Genomic DNA, 23,901 nt, shown 5'->3' with positions numbered 1-23,901 from the left:
TTCGGTAGGCTCAGCGTCCACCCTTTTGGACCTCAGAACCGCTCATTCTGCCGCCGCATGCAACCGTCGTGCGGCCGCCTCGATGCGCTCATCACTTGCCGTCAGGGCAATGCGCACATGGTCCGTAGCCGCCTCACCATAGAATTCGCCGGGACCGGCGATGATGCCGATGTCGGCCAGCCCGGACAGCGAATCCCAGCAGTTGATGTCGGCACTCGACCACAGATAGAGGCCCGCGCTCGAGTGATCGATGCGGAATCCGTAGTCTTCGAGACCGCTGCGCAGCAGGACCCGACGAGCCCGGTAGCGCTCCTTCTGTTCAGTGACGTGAGCAGTGTCTCGCAGACCGGCGATCATCGCCGCCTGGACTGGGAACGGCACGATCATTCCGGCGTGCTTGCGTGACTTGGTGAGGTCGCCGATGAGGTCGCGGTCACCGGTCACGAAGGCCGCGCGGTACCCGGCGAGGTTGGACTGCTTCGACATCGAGTACACGCTGAGAACACCGTGGTGATCTCCGCCGGTGACGTTGAGGATGCTCGGAGCCGGTGATTCGGATTCCCAGTTGAGCAGTCCGTAGCACTCATCGGAGGCAAGGACGACTCCAGATTCACGGATACGGCGGACCACCTCGGCGAGGGTGTCGGTGTCCAGCACCTCACCCGTGGGATTGCCAGGGGTGTTGATCCACAGCAGTCCGATTCCGTCCAGGGAGGCACCGGCGGCAACGTCTGCCGCGTCGAGACGACGACAGCCGACACCGGCGATCGTGGCACCCATCTCATAGGTCGGGTAGGCCGCCGATGGGCAGGCCACTTCCAGACCAGCCTGGCGCAGTCCCAGCAGTGTGGGCAGCCACGCGACAAGCTCCTTCGAACCGACCGTGGGCAGCACCTCGGCGGCGGGATCGAGTGTGACCCCATGCCAATTCTGATACCACCAGGCGATGGCTTCGCGCAGTTCGGTCGTGCCCGCCGTCGTCGGATAGCCATGGGCGTCTCCGGCGGCGGCCAGTGCTGACTGGATCACCTGAGGAGTGGGATCGACCGGTGTGCCGATCGAGAGGTCGCAGACCCCATCAGGGTGCTGTGCGGCCCGATCGCGGAACTCGGTGAGTCGGTCCCACGGGTAGTCGGGCAGATTGAGGCCGAAGCGCGACGAGTCGAAGCGTGAAGACATGGCTCAGTCGTGAGGTTGCAGAGGCAGGGCGGCGATGATCGGGTGATCCAAGCCGGTGTTGCCCAGCTTCGCGGCGCCGCCGGGTGAGCCCAGCTCGTCGAAGAATTCGACGTTGGCCTTGTAGTACTCCGACCATTCCTCCGGTGTGTCGTCTTCGTAGAAGATCGCTTCAACCGGGCAGACCGGTTCGCAGGCGCCACAATCGACACATTCGTCCGGGTGGATGTAGAGGCTGCGCTCACCTTCATAGATGCAGTCGACCGGACATTCGTCGACGCAGGCCTTGTCCTTCAGATCGACACAAGGCTGGGCAATGATGTACGTCACGAGTACGACTCCTATAAAGACTCAACGAGATTGCACGTATACAGCCTAAGACTACGCCTTCCGGTCCGGTCAGGTCCCATCGGGTCGACGTGATCCTTCTTTCACATTCGTGTCCTCGGTCACGTCGGCGGTGGTGGGGATGGGGGCTGGATTAGGCTGGGGTGGCAAGAACTTCAAGGACGTTTCGGCGGAAGGCGATAAGTGGACGATCTGCAGCCCGGCAAAAGAGTGGTCGTGCGGTATTCGCTCGAACCCGGTGATTCGCATTCGACCTCGGATGCCCTCGGCGTCGTCAACAGTGCCGACGAGTCGTTCGTGGAGATCGGGACCAAACGCGGACCGATCCGCATCGCCCGCGAGCAGATCATGCTCGTCCACGAGGTGCCCCCGGCACCGACCAAATCAGGTCGCACCCACGAGATTGTCTCCGCCGTCGATCTGCGTCGGATCTCAGCAGCAGCATGGCTACCTGCTGACATCTCCTGGCTGCATATGGAGAACCTGCGCAATGAGAGTTCCGAATCCGATGCCGACATCGGACTGCTGCAGAAGGGCTGGCTGCTGCGCAGCTCCGACTCGGTGACCAGACGTGCCAACAGCTGCCTGCCCGTCACCGACACCGGAATGGACTGGGAGCAGAGCCTCGACGCCGTCGAAGCCTGGTACTCGGCCCGGGAGAAGCCCAGCTGCGTCCAGATCTATTCTGCCGATGACTCCAGTACTCTGGCGCCGGCATGCGAGGGGCTGGCCCCGCTGCTCTCCGCCCGCGGCTACTCCCCCTGTGAGCCCGTCTTCCTGCTGGCCGGTTCCACCGCCGAGGCGGCCGCTGGGGCCGCTCATCCCGGTGACGCAGCCGCTCCAGGCCTGTCTATCGACGTCAGCGAGGAGCCGAGCCCCATGCACTACGCGGCGTGGACGAGTGAGCGCGACCCCGGTTCGGCCGACGCTTTCCGCAGCCTCATCGAAGCTTCCGATCCGTGTCAGTTCGTCACGGCCTATGCCGATCACCCCGATGGCAGCAGGACCATGGTGGCCAGCGCCCGGATCGTCGAACGCAGCAAATGGGGCGTGCTGACGAACCTCGTCACCCACCCCGACCTGCGCCGGCGAGGAGCAGGTCGGTCGGTGGCCCGCGCCGCGGCGGCACTGCTGTCCCAGCGGGGAGTGCGTTCGTATCTCGTTGATGTGGAGGCGAGCAACGAAGCGTCCCTGAACCTCTTCACATCCCTGGGAGCCACGGTTCGTCACCGGTCCTGGTACGCCAGTCGCGGTTGAGTCGCGTCAACGACTCCGGCTGAAGCGATTCAGTCCTTGCACTCCACCTTGTTCACCGGACGGTAGACGGTGACGAATGAGTCCCTGGTCGTCTTGCCCGAGGCGATGTCCTCCATCGTCCGCGTGATCTTGATCGACCAACCCTGTTTGGGAGTCTGAGGCGTGCATTCAGGTCCCGACTCGGTCACGGACCCGGGTGAACTGTAGTTGTAGCGGTCAGAGGAATCGGACTTTACCTTGAGCTTCTTGTCGCCGAATACCTTTGCGTGGACCTCACCATCGGAGAGGTACATGTCGAGGACCACCGGCTGCTTCGAGGTGTTCGTGAACTTCATGTCGATCGTCGACCAGTCCAGCGTGGCCTCCCGGCCCTCTGGGTAGCGGGAGATGTAACGCGAATGAGCTTGGTGTTCGTCCAGTTCGAAACCGGCGAAGAAGGCGGCGTTGAACAGTGTCGTCGATACCTGCGAGACTCCCCCTCCGAAGTCCTCCTTCATCTGCCCGTCCGAGATGACGCCGGCGGCCTTGTACCCGTTTGCTGCTGTGCGCTGTCCGATGGCCTCGTTGAGGGAGAACTGCTCCCCGGGCTGAACGACCGTCCCGGAGACCTTTTTTGCCGCGACCTTGAGATTGGTGTCGCGGTTGGGTTCGGATGAGTAGCCGGTTGAGTATTCGGACATCACGTCGGAGACATCAGCCTTCTCCGCATCCTTCGTGGTGAAGTCCGGTTCCACCGAGGCGAGGGTGACGGTTGGTTTGTCGGTCTTGCCCGAGATGGCGTCAGTGACGGCTGTGGTCAGCTCGTCCTTTTTGATCCCGATTCCCGTTTCCGACTTCACGACCTGAGGCTTGCCGTCTTTGATCGTGAAGCTTGCATCCTTCGCGGGCTTCCCGACATCCTTGTTGGCCGCCACGACCCGTTTCTGCAGGTCCTCCTCGTCGAAGACGGGAGTGAGCTTCGAGTCCTTGGGCTCGAAGGTCAGTGTCTTCGCGATCGTCGCGGGGCTGATCGTCATATCTCCGGCGTCGACATCCGAGGAGGCGTCTTTCGCGGGTTCGGCTCGCACGGTCAGGTCTCCACTCACTGCATCCTTGGCGAAGCCGTCGGCGACGTCTTTCGCCTCGGCAGTGGTGATGTCGGGTTCGACGTCGGCAGCTGTGACCGGCAGCGGCCCTTCGGTACGCAGCCACGAGTCCTTGATGGCTGTGCGCACCTGTTCGGCGTCGACGCTCTGACCATCGGTGCCGTCCTTGACCTCGGGCTTGGCTTTGACGTAGCTGACTTCGGCGTCGACGGGTTCGAACTTGAGTGATTCCGTGACCTTGCCGGTGGCGTCCTCGAATTTCTCATCGTCGATGCTGATGACCGGTTCGATTTCGTCATCGCCGAAGAGGCGGTCCCAGATGATGACGGGGTTGAGGGTGAAGCCGGTGGCTCGGCTGATGGTCTCCGAGATGTCGAAGCCGACCCCGGCTTTCTCAGGGTCGAGGGCGGCAGTGGGCTTGCCCGCCTTGAGTTCGATCTTCTCCCCCGCTGTCTCACCCAGCTCTTCACGCAGGGTCGATTCCGCGGAGGTGGTGGACTTGCCGCCGATGTCGACGCCGGCGACAGTCGTTCCGGGCGACAGCACGCGTCCGGTGAGGAATCCGATGACCAGGTAGAGGACGGCCAGGACCAGCACGATGAACCCGGCGATGAGCCACGGTCTCCGCTTCGGAGTCTCCGCGGTGCCCTGCGGGCGGCCGCCGGGGTTCGGTGAGGGGTGGGACAGTGTCTGCGTCGGCATAGTTCTCCCGATTCTAACGGGCTGCTGTGGGCCGCCGCACCTTGATGAACGCGAGGATTGCGGCGATGAACATCGGACCGATCAGCCAGGCCGCCGAGCGCAGCGTTCCGGTCACGATGATGTCCGCGCCAGGCAGCCACGTCGGCTGGCCGAGGACATAGGAGAGGATGACGATGACAAGTGCGGCCACAAGCATCGGAGAGGAGCTTAAGTACATGGTCTTGAGGTGCCAGAGTCCGCAGGCGGCCAGCAGCAGGGACAGTACGAGTCCCCAGGGCAGGATGACCGTGGCACCGGCGAGGTCGAACACGCTCACGTTGAGGTGCTGCATGGCCCCGAGGAAGCCGATGAGCACAGCTAAGACAACAGCATGGGCATAGGCGAAGAACCCTGGCTTCTTGGGCTCTCGACGTCGCCGGCGCAGGGGTGCTGCACCGACAGCGCTGGGGGTCTGGGTTTCGCAGGCAGCGATGTCGAGGTCCGTGAGCACATGAGGTGCAGGTCCTGATCGAAGCCTCTGGGCCGAGATGGGTGTTCCGGCACCGATGGAGTAGTACTCATGGTCGACGATCTTCATGCCGATGCCGTTCGACAGTGCGAAGAACCCGCCGGAGACCGCCACCTGGGTGCGGTGAGCGGCCAAGGCGCTGCGTTTGGCGCCGAGAACCGAGGAGATGTCCTGGGCGATGACGATCTCGCTCACGGGCGGTTTGGTGGGGATCGTCTGAGCTGGCGAGAAGCCGGTTTCGGCGAATCCGGGCTGATTCGCGTCGAATGTCTCGTGAGCCACCTCGGCGGGGACATCGACGAACAGCAGCCGTCCGGCTCTCCAAGCTGCGAGGTCGACGGCGGCCACAGTAGCCTCGTGAACGCGCACGTGGTCGGGGTGGCCGTAACCGCCGTTGGCGGCATAGGTGATGACCGCATGGGGGCGGACCTCGTCGATGACGGCGGCGATGTAGCGGGACACGGTCGAAAGTTCGGCAGCGCAGAGTGCGTTGGCGGGCATGGTCGAGGCGGCGACGGCATGACCGTCAGGGCCCCACTCCATCCCGGAGTCTTCGAAGGTGTGGGCGCTGCCGCCCAGGAACAGGTGCTCACGCACGCCCAAGGCAGCCATCGCCTCAGCGACCTCGGCTTCCCGGACGCGGGCGAGTCCGGCACGATTGCCTTCCAAGCCTTTGAGGTCGGCGGGGATGACCTCGCCGTCCTCACCACGAGTGGCACTCAGGACCGTGACCCGCGCTCCCTCGCCGACAAGTGCGGCGATTGTGCCTCCGGTCGTGATCGTCTCATCATCGGGATGAGCGTGCACGAAGAGGATGCGGGGAACGACGGCCATGGGGTCCTGAGTGCTTGTGGTCATGCTGGGTTGGTGGAACTCACGCGTTCTGTTTACGCAGCTTGGCGTAGGTCTTCGCGCGTTCCTTCGGGTCGAGTTCCAGCTTGCGGATGCGCACTGTCCCGGGGGTGACCTCGACGCATTCGTCCTCACGGGCGAATTCGAGGCTTTCCTCAAGCGTCAGCTTGCGCGGCGGGACGAGGTTCTCGAAGGAGTCCGCCGAGGCCGAACGCATGTTCGTCAGCTTCTTCTCCTTCGTGATGTTGACGTCCATGTCGTCTGCGCGGGAGTTCTCGCCGACGATCTGGCCGGTATAGACCTCCGAAGTGGGCTGGACGAAGAAGGTGCCGCGTTCCTGCAGGTTGATCATCGCGTAGGGAGTCACAGAACCTGGGCGGTCGGCCACGAGGGATCCGTTGGTGCGGAACTCGATGTTGCCGGCCCAGGGTCCATAGCCTGCGGAGAAGGAGTTGGCGATGCCGGTTCCGCGGGTCTCGGTGAGGAACCGGGTACGGAAGCCGATGAGCCCGCGTGCGGGGACGGTGAATTCCATGCGGACCCAGCCGGTGCCGTGGTTGGTCATGGTCGACATGACACCCTTGCGGCTGGCCAGGAGCTGCGTGACGGCACCGAGGTAGTCCTCAGGCACGTCGATCTGCAGCTCTTCGAACGGCTCGTGGACCTTGCCGTCGATCTTCTTGGTGACAACCTGAGGCTTGCCGACGGTGAGTTCGAAGCCTTCACGACGCATCTGCTCGACGAGGATGGCCAGCGCGAGCTCGCCGCGTCCCTGGACTTCCCAGGCGTCGGGACGTTCGGTGGGCAGAACCTTGAGCGAGACGTTGCCGACGAGTTCCTGGTCAAGACGATCCTTGACCATGCGTGCGGTGACCTTGGTGCCCTTTTCGCGACCTGCCAGAGGCGAGGTGTTGATGCCGATGGTCATCGAGATCGCAGGATCATCGATTGTGATCGCAGGCAGGGGCTTCGGGTTGTTCAGGTCGGTGAGCGTGTCACCGATCATGATGTCGGGGATGCCTGCCACGGCGACGATATCGCCGGCAGATGCCTCGGTGGCCGGGACACGGTCGAGGCCCTGAGTCTCCAGGAGCTCGGTGATCTTGACCGAGCTGATGTCATCGCCACGAGCCCAGGCGACCTGCTGGCCCTTGCGCAAGGTGCCGCCGAAGATACGCAGCAGAGCAAGACGGCCGAGGAACGGCGAGGCATCCAGGTTGGTCACGTGGGCCTGAAGGATGTCGTCATCGTTGATCTCAGGAGCCGGGATGGTCTCGAGGATCGTCTTGAACAGCGGCTCGAGGTCCGGGTTCGACGGAGCTTCTCCATCAGCGGGCTGCTCGAGCGAAGCGGCGCCGACCTTGGCCGCAGCGAAGACGGTAGGCACGTCGAGGACCGAGTCGACATCGAGGTCGGGAACTTCGTCCGCGAGGTCGGAGGCGAGACCGAGGAGCAGGTCCTGGGCCTCTTCGACGACTCCGTCGATGCGAGCATCGGCACGGTCGGTCTTGTTGATCAAGAGGATGACCGGCAGCTTCGCGGCCAGCGCCTTGCGCAGCACGAAGCGGGTCTGGGGCAGAGGGCCCTCGGATGCGTCGACGAGGAGAACCACGCCGTCGACCATGGACAGGCCGCGCTCGACCTCTCCGCCGAAGTCAGCGTGACCCGGCGTGTCGATGACGTTGATGACGATGGGGTCGTCACCGGCTGACGGTCCGTTGTAGAGAACCGAGGTGTTCTTCGCGAGAATGGTGATGCCCTTCTCGCGTTCGAGGTCGCCGGAGTCCATGACGCGTTCAGCAAAATCACCGTGTTCGCTGAACACACCGGTCTGGCGGAGCATGGCATCGACCAGAGTGGTCTTGCCGTGGTCGACGTGGGCGACGATTGCGACGTTGCGGCGGTTTTCCCGACGCGTGATGGCTTCAGTCATCAAGAACCTTATGAGCTAGAGAGATTGGTCCGGTGCGGACCCAACAGACCATTATACGGCCACACGCTTACCGGAAATGACAGGTGGTGTGCAAAGTCGGGCATGAAGAATGCGAGCGTGAATGCATTCGGTGGTCGCAGCGGCGAGTGAGAATCCGCCCGAAAGCGCATCTGACTCGTCCGCTGCGACCACCGAATTATCACGTAGGCCAGCTGGACTGCCTGAGGATCAGGCGTTGGCCGTGGCCTCCAGAACAGCGTCCCTGGCTTCGCGTCGCTTGCGCTGTTCGCGCGGGTCCGGAACTGGGACCGCGGACAGCAGCCGCTTGGTGTAGGGATGAACCGGGTTGGCGACGACCTGCGAGCTCTTCCCGATCTCGACCAAGTACCCGTGACGCATCACGGCGATACGCGAGGCGATGCGTTCGATGACTGCCAGGTCGTGGCTGATGAACAGGCACGCGAATCCGTATTCCTGCTGCAGACCCTCGAACAGGTCGAGGACCTTGGCCTGCACCGAAACGTCGAGGGCCGATGTCGGCTCATCGGCGATGAGCAGCTTCGGCCTCAGAGTCAGCGCACGGGCGATGCCGATGCGCTGCCGTTGACCGCCGGAGAGCTCGTGCGGATAGCGGTTGCGCATCGATGTGGGCAGCTCGACGGCGGTGAGCAGCTCTTCGACGCGCTTGCTCAGTGCTGGCCCCTTCATCCCCTCGTGGAGGTAGAGAGGTTCCCCGATGGACTCACCGACGGGCAGACGCGGGTTGAGCGAGGAACCAGGGTCCTGGAACACGATCCCGACTTCCTTGCGCAGCGGTCGCATCGCCTTGTTGCTCAGGCCCTTGATGCTCTTGCCGTTGACGACCATATCGCCTTCGACGGTGGGCAGAAGTCCCAAGGCAGCACGACCGATCGTCGTTTTGCCCGAACCGGATTCACCGACCAATCCCACGACCTCGCCGGGAGCGATCATCAGATTGATGTGGTGTGCGGCGCGGAAGGCCTTCTTCCGTCCGATCGCCGGATATTCGATCGCAGCATCGCGCAGCTGCAGTGCAGAAGGCTTCGAGAAGTCAGCCTGAGACCCGGGATGGTAGTAGGTCTCCGTGGAGTCCATCTCGATGTCGTGGGCATGCTTGGACTCCCCGGCTGCCTCCGCGGCCTCGGCCAGGCCCGAGACCCGGTCTGTTCCGCCCTCGGTCACCATCGGGCTGAGAGTCGACTTCGGCGGGTGCGCTCCACCGTCATTGCCGCCCGTCGTGACGTCGTCGGCGGTGCCGTGGGAGGCTTCCGTTTCGTGGACGACGGCCGAGTCCTCGACACCGGCGAGATCGGCACCGAAGGCCTCCCCCTCAATCGCCGTGCCGAGGTGCGGCACAGCTTCGAGGAGCTGCTTCGTGTACGGATGCTGCGGGTTGTAGAAGATCTCTTCCGCATTGCCAGATTCGACGACACGACCAGCCTTCATCACAATCATGCGATCAGCCATATCGGCGACCACACCCATGTCATGGGTGATGAGGATGATGCCGGCATCGAGCTTCGACTTCAGCTCACGCATGAGCTTGAGGATCTCAGCCTGGACGGTGACGTCCAGAGCCGTCGTCGGCTCATCGGCGATGAGCAGCTTGGGCTGGCAGGCCAGAGCCTGAGCGATCATGATGCGCTGACGCTGCCCGCCCGAAAGCTGGTGGGGGAACGAATGGAACCGCTCCTCCGGGTCCGGGATCTCGACGAGACGCATGAGCTCGAGAGCGCGCTCTTTGGCCTCTGTGGGTCCGACGTCGAGGTGGACGCGCAGCGTCTCCACGATCTGGAAGCCCGCAGTGTAGACCGGGTTGAGTGCGGTCATCGGCTCCTGGAAGATGACCGAGATCTCGTTTCCGCGGATCTGCTGCATCTTCTCCGGCGGCATGCCGATGAGTTCGGTCCCGCCCATCTTCGCCGAGCCGGTGGCCCTGCCGTTGCTGGGCAGCAGACCGAGCAGTGACATGCTCGACTGTGATTTGCCGGAACCCGACTCTCCCACGATCGCCAGCACTTCACCAGCGTTAACTGTGTAGTTGAGATCTTCGGCGGCCATCCACCATTCGTCGTTGACCCAGAAGTTCACTCCCAGGTCCTTGACGTCGAGGACCGGTGATTTAGCTGTGTTTGTCTGTTCAGTCATCACTTCGCCTCTTTCTGGGTCATGCGCTCGGCCTTCTTCATCTTCCTCCAGCTCGGAATGGTCTTCATTCGGGGGTCGAACGCATCGCGTAGACCGTCGCCGATGAAGTTCACACACAGAGCAATGACGATGATGAACAGACCTGGCCACCAGAACAGCCACGGACGAGTGGCGAAGGAGGTCTGGTATTCGCTGATGAGCTGGCCCAGGGAGATTCCGGGCGCCTGGATGCCGAAGCCGAGATAGCTCAGCGCCGCTTCAAGCACGATCGCCTGGCTCATCACCAGCGTCGTATTGACGATGATGACCCCCATGGCGTTGGGCAACATGTGTTTGAACATGATGCGGAAGTCGCTGGCTCCGGCCACGCGAGCCGAATCGACGAATTCGCGTTCGCGCAGGGACATGAAGTCACCGCGGACGAGTCGTGCCAGGCCGGTCCACAGGATCGCACCCAAGGCCAGGCCGAGCAGTGGCCCGTTCGCGCCCCCGACCATCTTGCCGAGGATCGAGCCGATGACGATGACGGGCAAGATGATGAAACCATCCGTGATGCGCATCAGCAGGGAATCGATCCACCCGCGATAGTAACCGGCGACTGCACCCACGATTGTGCCGATGACTAGGCAGACCAGGCCGATGATGATCATGACGATGATGGAGATCTGCGTCCCCTTCATCACCCGGGCGAAGTTGTCACGTCCGATCTCGTCCTGCCCGAAGGGATGGTCACCCAGCGAGAAGAAGTTCGAGAAGGACCAGGTCGGCGCGCCTCCGGCGTTGACGATCGGGCCCGAGGCGGTGTGATTGTAGATCCACCATCCCGGGATCGGACCGAAGCCCACCGATGAGAAGGCGAAGAGGGCGACGAAGGCGAAGACTCCGATGCTGATCATCGCGCCCTTGTGGCGGAGGAACTTGCGGAAGACGATCTTGCCCTGAGACAGACCTTCGGTTTCCTTGGCTTCGATCGCATTGTCCCCGACGTCGTCGGAGGCGAGAGCATTCTGATTATCGTTGTTGGTACTCATGCGTTCACTCGGATTCTGGGGTCGAGGACTGCGTAGAGGAAGTCCGCGACGAGGTTGGCGATGATGGCGAGCAGGCCGGTGATGAGGATGTAGGCCATGATCGGATCGAGTTCGGACTGTCTCATCGAATCGATGAAGAGCTTGCCCATACCGTTCCAGCCGAAGATCGTCTCCGTGATGACGGCACCGCCGATCATGGTGATGATGTCGACGGGAATGATCGATGCCAACGGCAGCAGAGCATTGCGCAGTGCGTGGCGCATGACGACCGTACGCTCGTTGAGGCCCTTGGCCCGTGCCGTGCGGATGTAGTCCTGTCCCATGACCTCGAGCATCGAACCGCGTGTGTAGCGGGTGTATGAAGCGAAGGAGATGAGGATCAGGGCGATCGACGGGAGGAGCAGGTGAGTGAACGTGTCAAGGTTCGCTATCCAGAAATCGCCCTCAAGGTTCGGCGTCGATGCGCCGATCGTCGCAATCGGTCGGTTGTTGATCGCAGGCTGGTCGGAGTAGTCCCCCCACCCCTGCAGCACACGGTCGGCGAAGATGAGGACGGCGATGATCAGGCCGGTGAAGAACGTCGTGCGGACCGTGTCCCAGGGATCGGGACCGCGGAAGGCCAGACCCACGCCGACGGCCACACCGATCGTGACGATGAGGAGTCCGAGCATCCACAGCCAGTTCATCTCCTGGTAGTAGAAGAGGTACTGCAGCGGCATATAGAGCAGGGCTCCGATGACGGCCATCGTCAGAGACGCGTAGAGGACTCGCTTGTTCTTCAGGCCCGTCGACAGGAAGGTCATGACAACGGCAGCGCCGAGGCCGATGACGACGATTCCCACGATGCCGATGCTCGGGTGCTGCAGCCAACCGCTGGCCAGAATGTAGTAGATCGTGGCGAAGGTGATCACTGTGGCAGCGAGGAAGGTGATGAGTCTGCGTTTGCCGCTGCCGCCCAGAGCACCCATCCAGAACAGTCCCATCGCAATGCAGACGAGGATGATCGGTACCCAGCTGCTCAGCGTCGGGTCGTTGATGAAGTTGTTGATCTCGATCGCGCCGTACTGCTTGAGCAGAACAGCGACCCAGAATACGGGCAGCGAGTAGAGGAGGAACGAGACGAAGGTGATGAAGTAGTCGAAGCCCGAGTACTGACGAATCGCGGAGACCATTCCCACGGCGATGCCGAGCACGATGGCCACGATCGTCGATGCGGTGATGAGCTTGACCGTGTTGACGATCGCTCCCTGGAGCTGCGAGGTGACCTCTTGGCCAGACTTCCAGGCGATGCCGAAGTCGCATTGTCCGACCACGCAACCGCCCACACCGGCCAGCCACTTGAAGTAGCGCACGATTGCGGGGGTGTCGAGGTCGAGGAGCCTGCGACGGGACTCGTAGAGTGACTCGATGTTGGGAGAGGTGCTCGAGCGCAGGTCCCAGAAGAAGTCGAGGGCGACGTTGAGCAGGAGATAGAGGACGAAGGTCACGACCAAGAGCACGAGTGCTGTTGAAAGGAGTCGTCTGAGGATGAATCTTGTCATTGGGTGGTGTCCGTTTCAATCTTCCGAAAACGCCGCTGTGGGGATCACAGAGTGATCCCCACAGCAGCTAGGGGTGAAGGAGAACCGACCGCGTCAGTCGCGGATCAGTTGGTCTCCCACTCCCAGTAGTTCCAGAACATGGTTGGTGACACGGCCGTGGACTTCACGTTCTTGACCTTGTCGCGGTAGATCGTCAGCTCAGGGAACTGGAAGATCGGTGCACCGAAGGCGTCCTCACTCAGCTGCTTCTCCATGTCGACGAGCAGCTTCTCCTGATCCTCTTCCTTGGATACGAGGAGCTTGTCGAGGATCTTGTCCATCTTCTTGTTGGAGTAGCCGCCGTAGTTGTTCTGAGCGCCGGTGCGGAAGTTCGCATCGTTCTCAGTCACTCCGGTGCCCTCGGACTGCCAGCCGAACAGCGAGACATCGTAGGTGCCATCGCCGAGGCGGGTGCCCCAGTTGACGTCTCCGACGTCTTCGATCTTGAAGCCGGCTTTCTCGGCCGATTCCTTGATCAGCTGGAACTCCTGCTGACGGCGTGAGTTCGTGTTGTCGTACATCACGCGAACCTTGGGCGCATCTGCGCCAGCCTCTTTGAGGAGCTTCTTCGCTGCGTCGATGTCGACATCGGTGGCGGCGGTAACGCCGTTCTCCTTGGTGATCGCGTCGTACATCGGGGAACCTGGGACCTGCGAGTAGGAGTCGCGGGTGACGGCCTTGTCGTTGAGAGGCTTGATGATCTTTTCGACGATGTCCTCACGGGGAACGGTCTTAAGGAACGCCTGGCGAACCTTCTTGGCCTTCTCCTTGTCGCCGCCGTGGGCCTCGGGGTCGAAGGGACCCTTGTTGTCGAAGGTGAAGTCCACGTGCTCATAGGTTGCGCCGTCTGCCGCGTCGACGGTGACGCCGTCGAGGTCTTCAGCTGCGGAGAGGACGTCAGCCGTGGCCTGTGGCTGGGTCATGTCGACCTCACCGTTTTCGATGGCCTGGATCATGGCCATCGGATCGCCGTTGTAGCGAACCGTGACGGTGTCGACCTTCGGCTTGACCGGGCCTGTGTACTTGTCGTCGAGCTCGAGAGTGACGTACTGGCCCTCTTCGAACTTGGTCATCTTGTACGGGCCGTTGTGGACGAGGAGGTCCTTGTCCTTGGGCATCGAGGTGAAGTCGAAGCCGGTGTTCCAGGTGTTCGAGATCTTGGACAGCTTCTTGGTGTCCTTGTCCTTGATCGCCTTGAGGATCGCCTGCTTGCCCTTTTCGGCATCGTCGACGCCGAGAGCCTTCTTCGCCACGATGTGCGCGGGAACACCGACGCCATCGGCACCAGTGCCGAATTCGGTCTGCCAGTCAGCATAGGGCTTGGAGTAGGTGAGGGTGATCTCCTTGCCGTCATCGGAGATCTCCGGGAAGTCCTTGACGAGTGCGGAACCTGCGGTGGACGAGTCGAAGTAGACGGTCTTCGCGTCGTTCTCCTTGACCGATCCGTCGTCAGCGTTGTTCTGCTCGACTGTGTTGAAGTTCGCCGAGGTGCCGGCCCAGGTCAGAGCCAAGTCGGCTGCGTCGACCGGGGTGCCATCGGACCATTTGGCGTCGTCATTGAAGGTGTACTTGACCTTCAGAGGGTCTTCGGAGACCTGCTCGACCTTGCCCAGAGATCCGTCCTGGACCTCGAGCTCGCCGTCGTAGTACCCGAAGTTGTCATTCATCATGTAGGTGAGAATGGCGTTCGATGTGGCGTTGCCGTTAGCCGTCAATGTGTTCATCGAACGGAAGGATTCGTTCCATCCGATATTGACGCTTGATTTCTCTGACGACTTCTCATCGTCTCCGCCGCCGGGGGGTGTGCACGCAGTGAGCACCATTGCTGCTGCGGCAACTGAGGCTCCGGCCGCGAGGAAGCGCTTGTTCACGTTCTCTCCTTGTTGTCATGAGGCTGTTTCGCCCTTGTAGCCACGCCCACAGGTCAGGGCGTGTTGCGCCCGATCAATCCCTGGTCGGGAGTGTGAGCGCGTTCATGTTTTTCACATGGAATGCCTCAAAGTTAATTCACCGGAGAGTGTGACTGAGTCCACATACTGAGCAATTATCACAATCGTTACCGTTTCGAGACCAAGGAAACATGCACGTAACAGCCAGTCTCAGTGGATAGGATGTTGAGGTGCTTAACAGTGAGATAGGTCCCAATTCAGGGAACGGTCAGCCCACCATAGTGCGCACGACGAGTTCGACGGTTCTCTTCTTCGTCATCGCTGCGCTCTGCGTGATCGGAATCGGCTCGATCATCGTCGGAGACTTCACCACACGAGGCCTGGCTGTGGCGGGAATCCCAGTCGCCATCATCACGGCCGTCTATGCCCTTTACCGGTTCCCCCGCGTCGAACTTGGGCACAAGGAGATCTCACTGATCAATCCCCTCAAGTCGGTGCGCATCCCCTGGAACCTCGTCGACGGGTTTGATATCCACTTCGGGCTCGGAGTGCGCACCCATGAGAAGATCTTCTCGTCGTGGCCCTTGGCCAGCCGGGGTAAGAAGATGGAGAAGGACGAGCACGGCATTCGCAGGCTGATGGACAATCCAAATCCCGCTGTCGATACCGTGCTCGACCGCTACTCCGGCCTCAGTGACGAGGAGCTGGCGAACCCTCGCGGCGAACGCACCATCACCACTACGTGGAATTTCGGCATCATCGCCGCACTTGTGGCTGCCATCATCTGGGCAGGCATCGGCTTCGCCGCCCTGCCCAGCTGATCAGCTGTTCCGACTGATCACCAGCCGCGTTCGCGCCATTCGGCCAGCTTCGGACGTTCCTCGCCCAACGCCGTGTCATCACCGTGCCCGGGCAGCACCTTCGTCTCATCGGGCAGCTGGTCGAAGACCCGCTCCTCCAGATCGTCCATCAGGGAGGTGAAGTCCTCTGTGCTCCAGGTCTTGCCGGGTCCACCGGGGAACAGCGAATCTCCTGAGAAGAGGATCGTCTCTCCCCCGTCGCGCAGCAGCAGGGCGATCGATCCCGGCGTGTGACCGCGGAGGACGATCGCCTGCAGGACGAAGCCGCCGAAGTCTCCGACGTCGAGGTGGTCGACCGTTCGCGTGATCTCTACGCCCTCAGCCGCTGTGATCGCCTCCGCATCATCGCTGCCTGCGATCGTCATCGCGTCGGGGAACTCCGCCGAGGTGGCCGGAAGAGCCCGAATATGATCCCAGTGCTGGTGTGTGGTGATGATCGCGTGCAGCTCAGGATCTGCCGAGGTGTCCTCGGTCCCCGAGGCGATGAGATCCTTGATCGCCTCAGCATCGTCGGCTGCGTCGATGAGGACCTGGGACCCTGATTCCTTGGCCGTGATCAGGTAGACGTTGTTCGCCATCTCGGACACTGCGATGCTGCGGATGACGACGTGTTCGGTTTCGATAGTGTTCGTCATTGTCGGTTCACCATGCTCCTCTTGTGTACTGCGGTGGATACGGTCCCGGTTCGACTCCGAGATCGTGGGCTGCTCGCTGCGGCCAGGCCGGTTCGCGCAGTGCCGCCCGGGCCAGGAAGATCGCGTCGGCCTGTTCCGAGGCTAGGATCGTCTCCGCCTGTCCAGGATCGGTGATGAGGCCGACGCTGCCTGTTCTCACACCTTCTGCGCGGATCGCCGCCGACAGCGGCACCTGGTATCCGGGGCCGACGGGAACCTTGACCGGGAAGTTGCCTCCGGAGGAGACATCGATGAGGTCGACACCGCGTTCCTTGAGGTCACGGGAGACCACGACGGCCTCGGCGATGTCGAAGCCGCCTTCACGCCATTCGCTGGCAGAGAGACGGACGAATACGGGCACCTCCTCGCCCACGGCCGCGCGCACGGCCTGGTAGGTCTCGGTCAGCATTCGCGAACGTCCGGCGAGGTCGCCGCCGTACTCATCGCTGCGTTCATTCGACAGCGGAGACAGGAACGAATGGAGCAGGTAGCCGTGGGCGGCGTGGAGTTCGACGAGGTCGAATCCGGCATCGATGGCTCGGACAGCGGCCGCGGCGAAGGCATCGACCACCTCGGCGATGTCGTCCTTCGTCATCTCCTGCGGCGCGTCGTATCCGGGATAGGCGATGGCGCTGGCACCGAGGGTGGGCCAACCGCCCTCGGATTCGGGGACGCTGCCCCGAGGGTTGCCCTCGAAAGGACGGTAGGTGCTGGCCTTGCGGCCCGCGTGTGCCAGCTGCACACCGATGCGACTGCCCTGCGAATGGACGAAATCGGTGATCGAGGACCAGGCTTCTGCCTGATCGTCATTCCAGATGCCGGCATCTTGAGGTGAGATTCGTCCCTCGGGGAGGACAGCAGAGGCCTCGGTGAGGATGAGCCCGAACCCGCCCTGGGCACGCGCGCCCAGGTGAACGAGATGCCAGGTGCTGGGCATCCCATCTTCGGACTCGCAGGAGTACTGGCACATCGGGGCGAGCCAGATGCGGTTGGCGATCTCAGTTCCGCGCATTGTCATGGGTGAGAAGAGTTGAGTCATGCCACCAGTCTGCCAAGATTTCTCGTCGTTCAGAGCACGATGTTGAATACTGGTACGGCCAAGACATACACCGTGACCGTGATGAGGACGATTCCGATGACATTGAGCCACAGTCCGCCTTTGACCATCTGCGCCACCGTCACATATCCCGAACCGTAGGCCACGGCGTTCGGCGGTGTCGCAACGGGAAGCATGAATGCGCATGTCGCGGCCAGAGCCACCGGAATCGTCAGCAGCAACGGATCGAGGTCAAGTCCCAGCGCCACGCCGCCGACAACGGGAACGAAGGTGGCCGCGGTCGCGGTGTTCGAGGTCAGCTCCGTGAGGAACAGGATGATCGTGGCGAAGATCGCGACAACGAAGACCGTCGGCAGTACTCCCAGACCGCTCGTGGATTTGCCGATCCATTCGGTCAGTCCCGAGGAGGAGAACTGTGCAGACAAGGCCAGGCCGCCGCCGAAGAGAAGTAACACACCCCAGGGCAGCTTCTCCGCGGTGTCCCAGTCGAGGAGGCGGACTCCGCGATTGGCTCCTCCGGGAATGAGGAAGAGGAGGAGGCCGATGACCATGGCGATGCCCTCATCGCTGATCGGTGGCTCCTCGAAGATCAGCGGCAGGGAGATCCAGCTGACCGCGGCGAGGACGAACATGCCCAGCACCAGCTTTTCCCCGGTCGACATCGGTCCGAGCTTCTCCAATTCCTCGCGGATGAGCTCGCGACCCCCTGGGATCTCATCGATCTCGGGTTTGAACAGGACTTTGACGAGGAGGAACCAGGCGATGACCATCATCACGATCGCCAGCGGCACACCGACGAGCATCCACTGACCGAAGCCGATGGAGATGTCGTGGTTGTCCTTGAGATAGCCGACGAGGAAGAGATTCGGCGGTGTGCCGATGATGGTGCCGAGAGACCCGATGGAGGCGGAATAGGCGATGCCGAGCATGAGCGCCGTGCCGAAGTTGGACTTCACCACCGCCCCGAGGCCGGAGTCGTCCTCCCCTGTCTCTGGCACCTCGGCGGCCGAATCCGCGGTATCGGAGTCCGCGGTTTCTGCCGCATCGGTGATGGCGCCGCCGACGACTTTGCTCACGATCATCAGCACCGAGATACCGATGGGCAGCATCATCACCGCTGTGGCGGTGTTCGAGACCCACATGGAGACGAATCCGGTGGCGATCATGAAGCCCGCAATCATCGGTCCCGGCTTGTTGCCCATGATGGACAGGGTGATGAGGGCGATTCGCCGGTGCAGGTTCCAACGCTGCATGGCTAAAGCGATGAGGAAACCGCCGAGGAACAGGAAGATGATCGGGTTTCCGTAGGAGGCACCGACAGTGTCCATCTCGACCTCGGTGCCGAATACGGGGAAAGCCACAAGCGGCAGCAGGGAGGTGGCAGGGATCGGCAGTGCCTCGGTCATCCACCACACCGCCATGAGCACAGCAACGGCGGCCGTCAGCTTCGCGCCGTGTTCGACCCCGTCCGGCATGATCGCGTAGACGAGGGTCGACAGGATGAGCCCGAGGAGGAAGCCGGTCCAGCGGATGCGCACCGTCTGTCTGGACAGCCCAGGCGCTCTCTCACCGGGTGACAGTTCGCGGAGGTCGGTCGAGGTCTCGCTTCGTGAGTGCTGTTCCTGAGTCATCTGCGCTCCTCATTGAGCAAGGTCGGATGCTGGGGACTACATCTACACCCTACTCAAAAATGCCTCGATGTGGTCGAAGACGATGTCCGGGTGTTCGGCCATGGGCAGGTGGGCCGCGTCGGGGATGACGACGATCGTGGAGTCAGGCACCTGTGCAGAGAGGTCGGTCATCGCTTCCGGGGTGGAGCCGGGATCCTGTGCTCCGGCGATGAACAGGGTCGGTGTGGTGATCGCCTCGAGTCGGCCGGTCAGGTCGTACTGGGTCAGCGCCCGCGCGCAGGCGAGGTAGGCGGCATCGTCGACCATGGCGAGATCGGTGAGGATCGCGGGTCCCGATGAGATGTCCTCGGTGAGGAAGCCCGCAGCGAACCACCGGTCGGCGGTGTCGTCGAGCTGACCGCGTGTGCCGTCCTCCTCGACGTCCTTGATGCGTTCGGCCCAGGTTTCGGCGGTGCCGAATTTCGCTGCTGTCGAGCAGGCGACGAGGCCGTTCAGAGAGTCGGGGTGATCGAGCGCGAGGGTCAGGCCGATGCCGCCGGAAATCGATACTCCGCAGTAGGTGAATTTCTCCACACCCAGTTCAGCCAGACTGGTGACGAGTCCGGCGGCGAGGTCGGGGACTGTGAAGTCGCCACCGTCATCGGTCCGAGGATGTGTGTGGCCGGGCAGGTCGGAGAGGTAGATCTGATAGTCGTCGGCCAGCCGAGCCGCGACCGCCGCCCACAGGGAGACTCGCGTACCGAGGGCGTTTCCGAAGACGATGGCCGGTGAACCCGGATTGTCGTTGAGGGGGTGGACTGCAATGCGCAAGAGTGCTCCTAGCGAGGTTCGAGATCAGATGAGATGTTCGAGGTCAGGAGTGCTGTCGGAAGGTCAGGAGACCACCGCACTCAGCCTACCGCCCGAGTACTGGAGATAACAGCGTGGGCACAGTGATTCATAGGTCACGGCATTGCCGTCGATAGCCACCTGATCACCGTCGAAGATGAACTGGCCATCGACGAGGCGTCCGTTGAACATGGCCTTGCGGCCGCACCTGCAGATGGTCTTCAGCTCTTCCAGAGTGTGAGCAATCTCAAGCAATCGGGCAGAACCAGGGAATGCCCTGGTGCGGAAGTCGGTGCGGATTCCGTAGCACATCACCGGCACCGAGATAGCAGTGGCGATGCGCATGAGCGAATCGACTTGGAGCGGTTCGAGGAACTGGGCCTCGTCGATGAGCAGGCAGGCCACGCTTGCCTTAGGGGTGTCGATGGATTCCAGCAGAGCATCATGATCGACGTAGTCGGCGTGTTCGCGGTAGATGGTCTCAACGTCAGAGCCGGCGGGGATGAGGAAGTCGACTTCGCGGGTGACACCGAGCCGCGAGACGATCTCGCCAGCACCCTTCGTGTCGATGTGGGGTTTGGCCAGCAGCACTCGCTGGCCGCGCTCCTCGTAGTTGAAGGCGGCCTGCAGCAGAGCGGTCGACTTTCCGGAATTCATCGCCCCGTAACGGAAGTAGAGCTTTGCCACCTTCGTCCTCTCTGAGTCGTTCGTGATGATTTTGCTGTTGTTCGTGATGGGTGTCCTGTGGTGTGTGACGAAACAGAACCCTACCGGGAAGCTGAGCGCATCCGGGTCAACGGTAGGATGGTGAGGTCAAACCCCGAGACGATGTGGAGTAGTCCATCACCATGGCCAAAATCATTTATACGCGCACCGATGAAGCGCCTCTTCTGGCGACATACTCGCTCAAGCCGATCATCGAGGCCTTCGCCACCTCGGCGGGTGTCGAGGTCGAGACCCGAGACATCTCTCTGGCCGCGCGTGTACTGGCACAGTTCACTGATCGCCTCCCCGAAGATCAGCAGGTCGCTGATTCCCTGGCCGAGCTGGGCGAGCTGGCCAAGAAGCCAGAAGCCAACATCATCAAGCTGCCCAATATCTCGGCGTCCGTCCCCCAGCTCAAGGCCACCATCGCCGAGCTCCAGTCACAGGGCTACGAACTGCCCGACTACCCGGACGAGCCATCGACCGATGAGGAACGCGATGCCAAGGCTCGCTACGACAAGGTCAAGGGCTCAGCCGTCAACCCCGTCCTGCGTGAGGGCAACTCCGATCGTCGTGCCCCGCAGGCCGTGAAGAACTTCGCGAAGGCCCACCCGCACTCGATGGGTGACTGGTCCGCTGATTCGAAGACCAATGTGGCCACCATGGCTGCCGGTGACTTCCGCGACAACGAGAAGTCAGTCGTCATCCCGGCCGATGACACCCTGCAGATCCGTCTGCGTCCCGCCTCGGGCGAGACCGTTGTCCTCAAGGAATCTCTGCCTGTCCTCGCCGATGAGGTCATCGACGCCACCAAGATGGACGTCGCAGAACTCCACAAGTTCCTCAAGGCGCAGATCGTACGCGCCAAGGAGGAGGGAATCCTCTTCTCCGTCCACCTCAAGGCGACCATGATGAAGGTCTCCGACCCGATTCTCTTCGGCCACGTCATCGAGGCGTTCTTCCCCGAGGTCTACGCCGAATACGGTGTTGCCCTCGCCGAGGCGGGCCTGACCTCCGACAACGGACTGGCCGCCATCCTCGGCGGACTCGACGCCCTCCCGGCCGATGTGGCCAAGGGTGTCAAGGACGGAATCGAGAAGGGCATCGCCGAGGGCCCCTCCTTGGCCATGGTCAACTCAGATAAGGGAATCACGAACCTGCACGTGCCCTCCGACGTGATCGTTGATGCTTCGATGCCCGCGATGATCCGCGTCGGCGGCAAAATGTGGAACAAGGACGACGCGACCCAGGACGCCCTGGCCGTCATCCCCGACTCCTCCTACGCCGGTGTCTACCAGACCGTGATCGAGGACTGCCGCGCCAACGGTGCCTTCGATCCGACCACGATGGGCACCGTCCCCAACGTCGGACTCATGGCGCAGAAGGCCGAAGAATACGGCAGCCACGACAAGACCTTCGAGATCGCCCAGGACGGCGTCGTCGAGGTCGTCAACTCTGCCGGTGAGGTCATCCTGTCCCACAAGGTCGCTGCCGGTGACATCTGGCGCGCTTGCCAGACCAAGGACATCCCGGTCCGCGACTGGGTCAAGCTGGCCGTCACCCGTGCCCGTCTCTCCGAGACCCCTGCCGTGTTCTGGCTCGATGAGACCCGCGCCCATGACCGCAACCTGCGGGCCAAGGTCGAGGCCTACCTCGGCGATCACGACACCGAAGGTCTCGACATCCGCATCATGAACCCGGTCGAGGCGACTCAGTTCTCGATCGATCGCATTCGTCAGGGCAAGGACACCATCTCGGTGACCGGCAACGTGCTGCGCGACTACAACACCGACCTGTTCCCGATCCTGGAACTGGGCACCTCGGCGAAGATGCTCTCCGTGGTTCCGCTCATCGCCGGTGGCGGTCTGTTCGAAACCGGTGCCGGTGGTTCGGCTCCGAAGCACGTTCAGCAGCTGGTGGAAGAGAACCACCTGCGCTGGGACTCACTCGGTGAGTTCCTCGCCCTGGCCGAATCGTTCCGTCACGAGTTCAACGTCCACGGCAACGCCCGTGCCGGTGTGCTCGCCGATACGCTCGATGCAGCGACCGGCAAGTTCCTCGAAGAGAACAAGTCGCCTTCGCGCAAGGTCGGCGAGATCGACAACCGCGGCAGCCACTTCTTCCTGACCCTCTACTGGGCACAGAACCTGGCCGAGCAGACGACGGACGAACCGCTGTCCGAGGCCATCAAGCCTGTTGCCGAGGCTCTGGAGACCAACGCTGAGAAGATCTCGGCCGAACTCCTCGAAGTCCAGGGCAGCCCGGTCGATCTGGGTGGCTACTACTACCCGGAAGAGGCCAAGCTCGACGCGGCCATGCGCCCCTCGGCCACGCTCAACGAGATCATCTCCACCCTGAGCGCCAAGGTCTGATCTCAGGTCTGATCTGACCAGCACACGTCTCTGATCTCACTTCTTCAGGTCAGAGAATGCAACACCACACTCATGCGCCCATCAGCGACTATGATGGGCGCATGAGTACTCAAGACCCACGTGGCGAATCACAGACGCCCGACGAGCTGCTGGCCGAGACGCAGTCCGTGCTCGGCGACGAGGATCCGGCGACCGGCAACACCCGCGAGGTCGCACCGACTCAGCAAGTGGATCCGACGCAGCGCATCGAGCCCGCACAGCAGACCGAACCTGAGCAACGCCAGGAGCCGACTCCTGCAGGCAAGGATGCCGAACTGGCTCAGCTCAAGGGCGGGTCCGGCATGTCGGCGGGAATGTGGGCGTCGCTCATCCTCGGTGCCGCCATCGTCGTGCTCCTGCTCATCTTCATCCTGCAGAACAACGTCCCCGCCGAATTCCAGTACTTCGGTTGGCAGTTCCAGCTGCCGCTGGGCGTTGCCATGCTCTTCGCCGCAATCGGCGGCATCTTCATCGCCGGCATCATCGGATCCGTGCGCATCTTCGTGCTCAACCGCAAGCTGAAGAAGATTTCGAAGGCTCTGGGCCGCTGATACATGGAGTCCCACCCCGGTTTCACCCTCCTGCCCACCCAGCTCGATTCGACCATCGTCCTCGCCGACACTGACGCCGAGGCCGAATGGGCGCGCATCGATCTCTCCTCGCTGACGAAGCAGGAGATGAACTATGCGACGGAGTTCGAACCCGATGCGGCAGCCACTTGGGCTGCCGGTCGGGTCATTCTCCGCCATGTTCTCGGCACGCATCTGGACCGCGACCCCGCCGGCATCGAGATTCGTCTCGACTCTGCGGGCAAGCCCCGGGTCGAGGAATGCGAATTCTCCGTCACCAGAGCCAGGCGACTGGTCCTGGTCGCCGTTGCCGATGATCCCATAGGGGTCGATCTCGAGGCCGTGCCCGAACACGCGGTTGCCGCCGAGGCGATGTCGCTGCTGCACCCGAAGGAGCGAGCCGAGCTCGAGCAGGTGCCAGCATCTGAGCTGGCGACCGACTTCGTCCGTGTGTGGGCCCGCAAAGAGGCCTTCCTCAAGGCTCTGAGCACAGGCTTGGCCCGCGATCCCGGCATGGACTACATCGGAGCCGGAACCGCACCGAACTCCCCGCACCCCGACGTCGAGATCTTCGACCTGGAATCGGGTCTGCCCGAGGGATACCACGCGGCCATCGCGTTCAACCGCTGACAGCCA

At 62.3% G+C, this 23,901-nt stretch carries 19 protein-coding genes; 5 read left to right on the top strand and 14 right to left on the bottom strand.

Annotation, left to right across the window (positions count from 1 at the left end):
• Positions 1-42: 42 nt before the first annotated feature.
• Both dapC and fdxA read right to left on the bottom strand, forming a co-directional pair.
• Positions 43-1,179, bottom strand: a complete 1,137-nt coding sequence (gene dapC / locus CXR25_RS08160) for a succinyldiaminopimelate transaminase (RefSeq protein ID WP_125240512.1) — start codon at positions 1,177-1,179, stop codon at positions 43-45.
• A 3-nt stretch (positions 1,180-1,182) separates the two neighbouring features.
• Complete coding sequence (fdxA, locus tag CXR25_RS08155) at positions 1,183-1,506, bottom strand: ferredoxin (RefSeq protein WP_009881702.1); 324 nt, start codon at positions 1,504-1,506, stop codon at positions 1,183-1,185.
• A 201-nt stretch (positions 1,507-1,707) separates the two neighbouring features.
• On the opposite strand from fdxA, the gene CXR25_RS08150 reads away from it, so the two are divergent.
• Complete coding sequence (locus CXR25_RS08150; protein WP_125240511.1) at positions 1,708-2,781, top strand: GNAT family N-acetyltransferase; 1,074 nt, start codon at positions 1,708-1,710, stop codon at positions 2,779-2,781.
• A 29-nt stretch (positions 2,782-2,810) separates the two neighbouring features.
• Here the strand turns inward: CXR25_RS08150 and CXR25_RS08145 are convergent, their stop codons facing one another.
• The 7 genes from CXR25_RS08145 to CXR25_RS08115 all read right to left on the bottom strand — a co-directional run bounded on the left by CXR25_RS08145 (position 2,811) and on the right by CXR25_RS08115 (position 14,512).
• A complete protein-coding gene (locus CXR25_RS08145) occupies positions 2,811-4,568 on the bottom strand; it encodes a VanW family protein (RefSeq protein WP_125240510.1) in 1,758 nt (585 codons plus the stop codon).
• A gap of 13 nt (positions 4,569-4,581) precedes the next feature.
• Positions 4,582-5,934: a PIG-L family deacetylase gene (locus tag CXR25_RS08140; RefSeq protein WP_226829485.1), complete on the bottom strand. Its 1,353-nt coding sequence runs from the start codon at positions 5,932-5,934 to the stop codon at positions 4,582-4,584.
• Between the two features lie 16 nt (positions 5,935-5,950).
• Positions 5,951-7,861, bottom strand: coding sequence for a translational GTPase TypA (gene typA / locus CXR25_RS08135; RefSeq protein ID WP_009881698.1), 1,911 nt, complete (start codon positions 7,859-7,861; stop codon positions 5,951-5,953).
• 228 nt (positions 7,862-8,089) lie between these two features.
• On the bottom strand, positions 8,090-10,030 hold the full coding sequence (locus tag CXR25_RS08130) for an ABC transporter ATP-binding protein (RefSeq protein WP_096167035.1): 1,941 nt from the start codon (positions 10,028-10,030) through the stop codon (positions 8,090-8,092).
• A complete protein-coding gene (locus CXR25_RS08125) occupies positions 10,030-11,061 on the bottom strand; it encodes an ABC transporter permease (RefSeq protein WP_096167036.1) in 1,032 nt (343 codons plus the stop codon). Before CXR25_RS08125 ends, CXR25_RS08130 begins: the two co-directional genes overlap by 1 nt.
• Positions 11,058-12,602: an ABC transporter permease gene (locus CXR25_RS08120; RefSeq protein WP_096167039.1), complete on the bottom strand. Its 1,545-nt coding sequence runs from the start codon at positions 12,600-12,602 to the stop codon at positions 11,058-11,060. Before CXR25_RS08120 ends, CXR25_RS08125 begins: the two co-directional genes overlap by 4 nt.
• A gap of 104 nt (positions 12,603-12,706) precedes the next feature.
• Positions 12,707-14,512 carry an ABC transporter family substrate-binding protein gene (locus CXR25_RS08115; protein ID WP_096167041.1) on the bottom strand — a complete coding sequence of 602 codons (1,806 nt, stop codon included), beginning with the start codon at positions 14,510-14,512 and terminating at the stop codon, positions 12,707-12,709.
• 299 nt (positions 14,513-14,811) lie between these two features.
• On the opposite strand from CXR25_RS08115, the gene CXR25_RS08110 reads away from it, so the two are divergent.
• Positions 14,812-15,351 carry a hypothetical protein gene (locus CXR25_RS08110; protein ID WP_069599993.1) on the top strand — a complete coding sequence of 180 codons (540 nt, stop codon included), beginning with the start codon at positions 14,812-14,814 and terminating at the stop codon, positions 15,349-15,351.
• Between the two features lie 17 nt (positions 15,352-15,368).
• Here CXR25_RS08110 and CXR25_RS08105 read toward each other — a convergent pair whose 3' ends face one another.
• From CXR25_RS08105 to CXR25_RS08085, 5 genes are all read right to left on the bottom strand, one after another.
• Positions 15,369-16,025: an MBL fold metallo-hydrolase gene (locus CXR25_RS08105; protein WP_125240509.1), complete on the bottom strand. Its 657-nt coding sequence runs from the start codon at positions 16,023-16,025 to the stop codon at positions 15,369-15,371.
• Positions 16,026-16,032: 7 nt separating this feature from the next.
• Entirely contained in the window at positions 16,033-17,103 is a 1,071-nt protein-coding gene (locus CXR25_RS08100) for an NADH:flavin oxidoreductase/NADH oxidase (RefSeq protein ID WP_096146852.1), read from the bottom strand.
• A gap of 29 nt (positions 17,104-17,132) precedes the next feature.
• A complete protein-coding gene (locus CXR25_RS08095; RefSeq protein WP_096146851.1) occupies positions 17,133-18,752 on the bottom strand; it encodes an SLC13 family permease in 1,620 nt (539 codons plus the stop codon).
• A 42-nt stretch (positions 18,753-18,794) separates the two neighbouring features.
• Positions 18,795-19,562, bottom strand: coding sequence for an alpha/beta fold hydrolase (locus CXR25_RS08090; RefSeq protein ID WP_009885009.1), 768 nt, complete (start codon positions 19,560-19,562; stop codon positions 18,795-18,797).
• A gap of 63 nt (positions 19,563-19,625) precedes the next feature.
• A complete protein-coding gene (locus CXR25_RS08085) occupies positions 19,626-20,267 on the bottom strand; it encodes a thymidine kinase (RefSeq protein ID WP_009885010.1) in 642 nt (213 codons plus the stop codon).
• A gap of 161 nt (positions 20,268-20,428) precedes the next feature.
• On the opposite strand from CXR25_RS08085, the gene CXR25_RS08080 reads away from it, so the two are divergent.
• From CXR25_RS08080 to CXR25_RS08070, 3 genes are all read left to right on the top strand, one after another.
• A complete protein-coding gene (locus CXR25_RS08080; RefSeq protein ID WP_009885011.1) occupies positions 20,429-22,657 on the top strand; it encodes an NADP-dependent isocitrate dehydrogenase in 2,229 nt (742 codons plus the stop codon).
• Between the two features lie 101 nt (positions 22,658-22,758).
• Positions 22,759-23,247: a LapA family protein gene (locus tag CXR25_RS08075; RefSeq protein WP_114384710.1), complete on the top strand. Its 489-nt coding sequence runs from the start codon at positions 22,759-22,761 to the stop codon at positions 23,245-23,247.
• A 3-nt stretch (positions 23,248-23,250) separates the two neighbouring features.
• Complete coding sequence (locus tag CXR25_RS08070) at positions 23,251-23,895, top strand: 4'-phosphopantetheinyl transferase family protein (protein ID WP_009885013.1); 645 nt, start codon at positions 23,251-23,253, stop codon at positions 23,893-23,895.
• The last annotated feature ends 6 nt before the right edge of the window (positions 23,896-23,901 follow it).

It is taken from the genome of Brevibacterium aurantiacum (assembly GCF_003932995.1).
GTDB classification, from domain to species: domain Bacteria; phylum Actinomycetota; class Actinomycetes; order Actinomycetales; family Brevibacteriaceae; genus Brevibacterium; species Brevibacterium aurantiacum.
The sequence above is the reverse complement of the archived record's forward strand: the minus strand, read 5'-3'. Positions and strand labels throughout refer to the sequence as shown.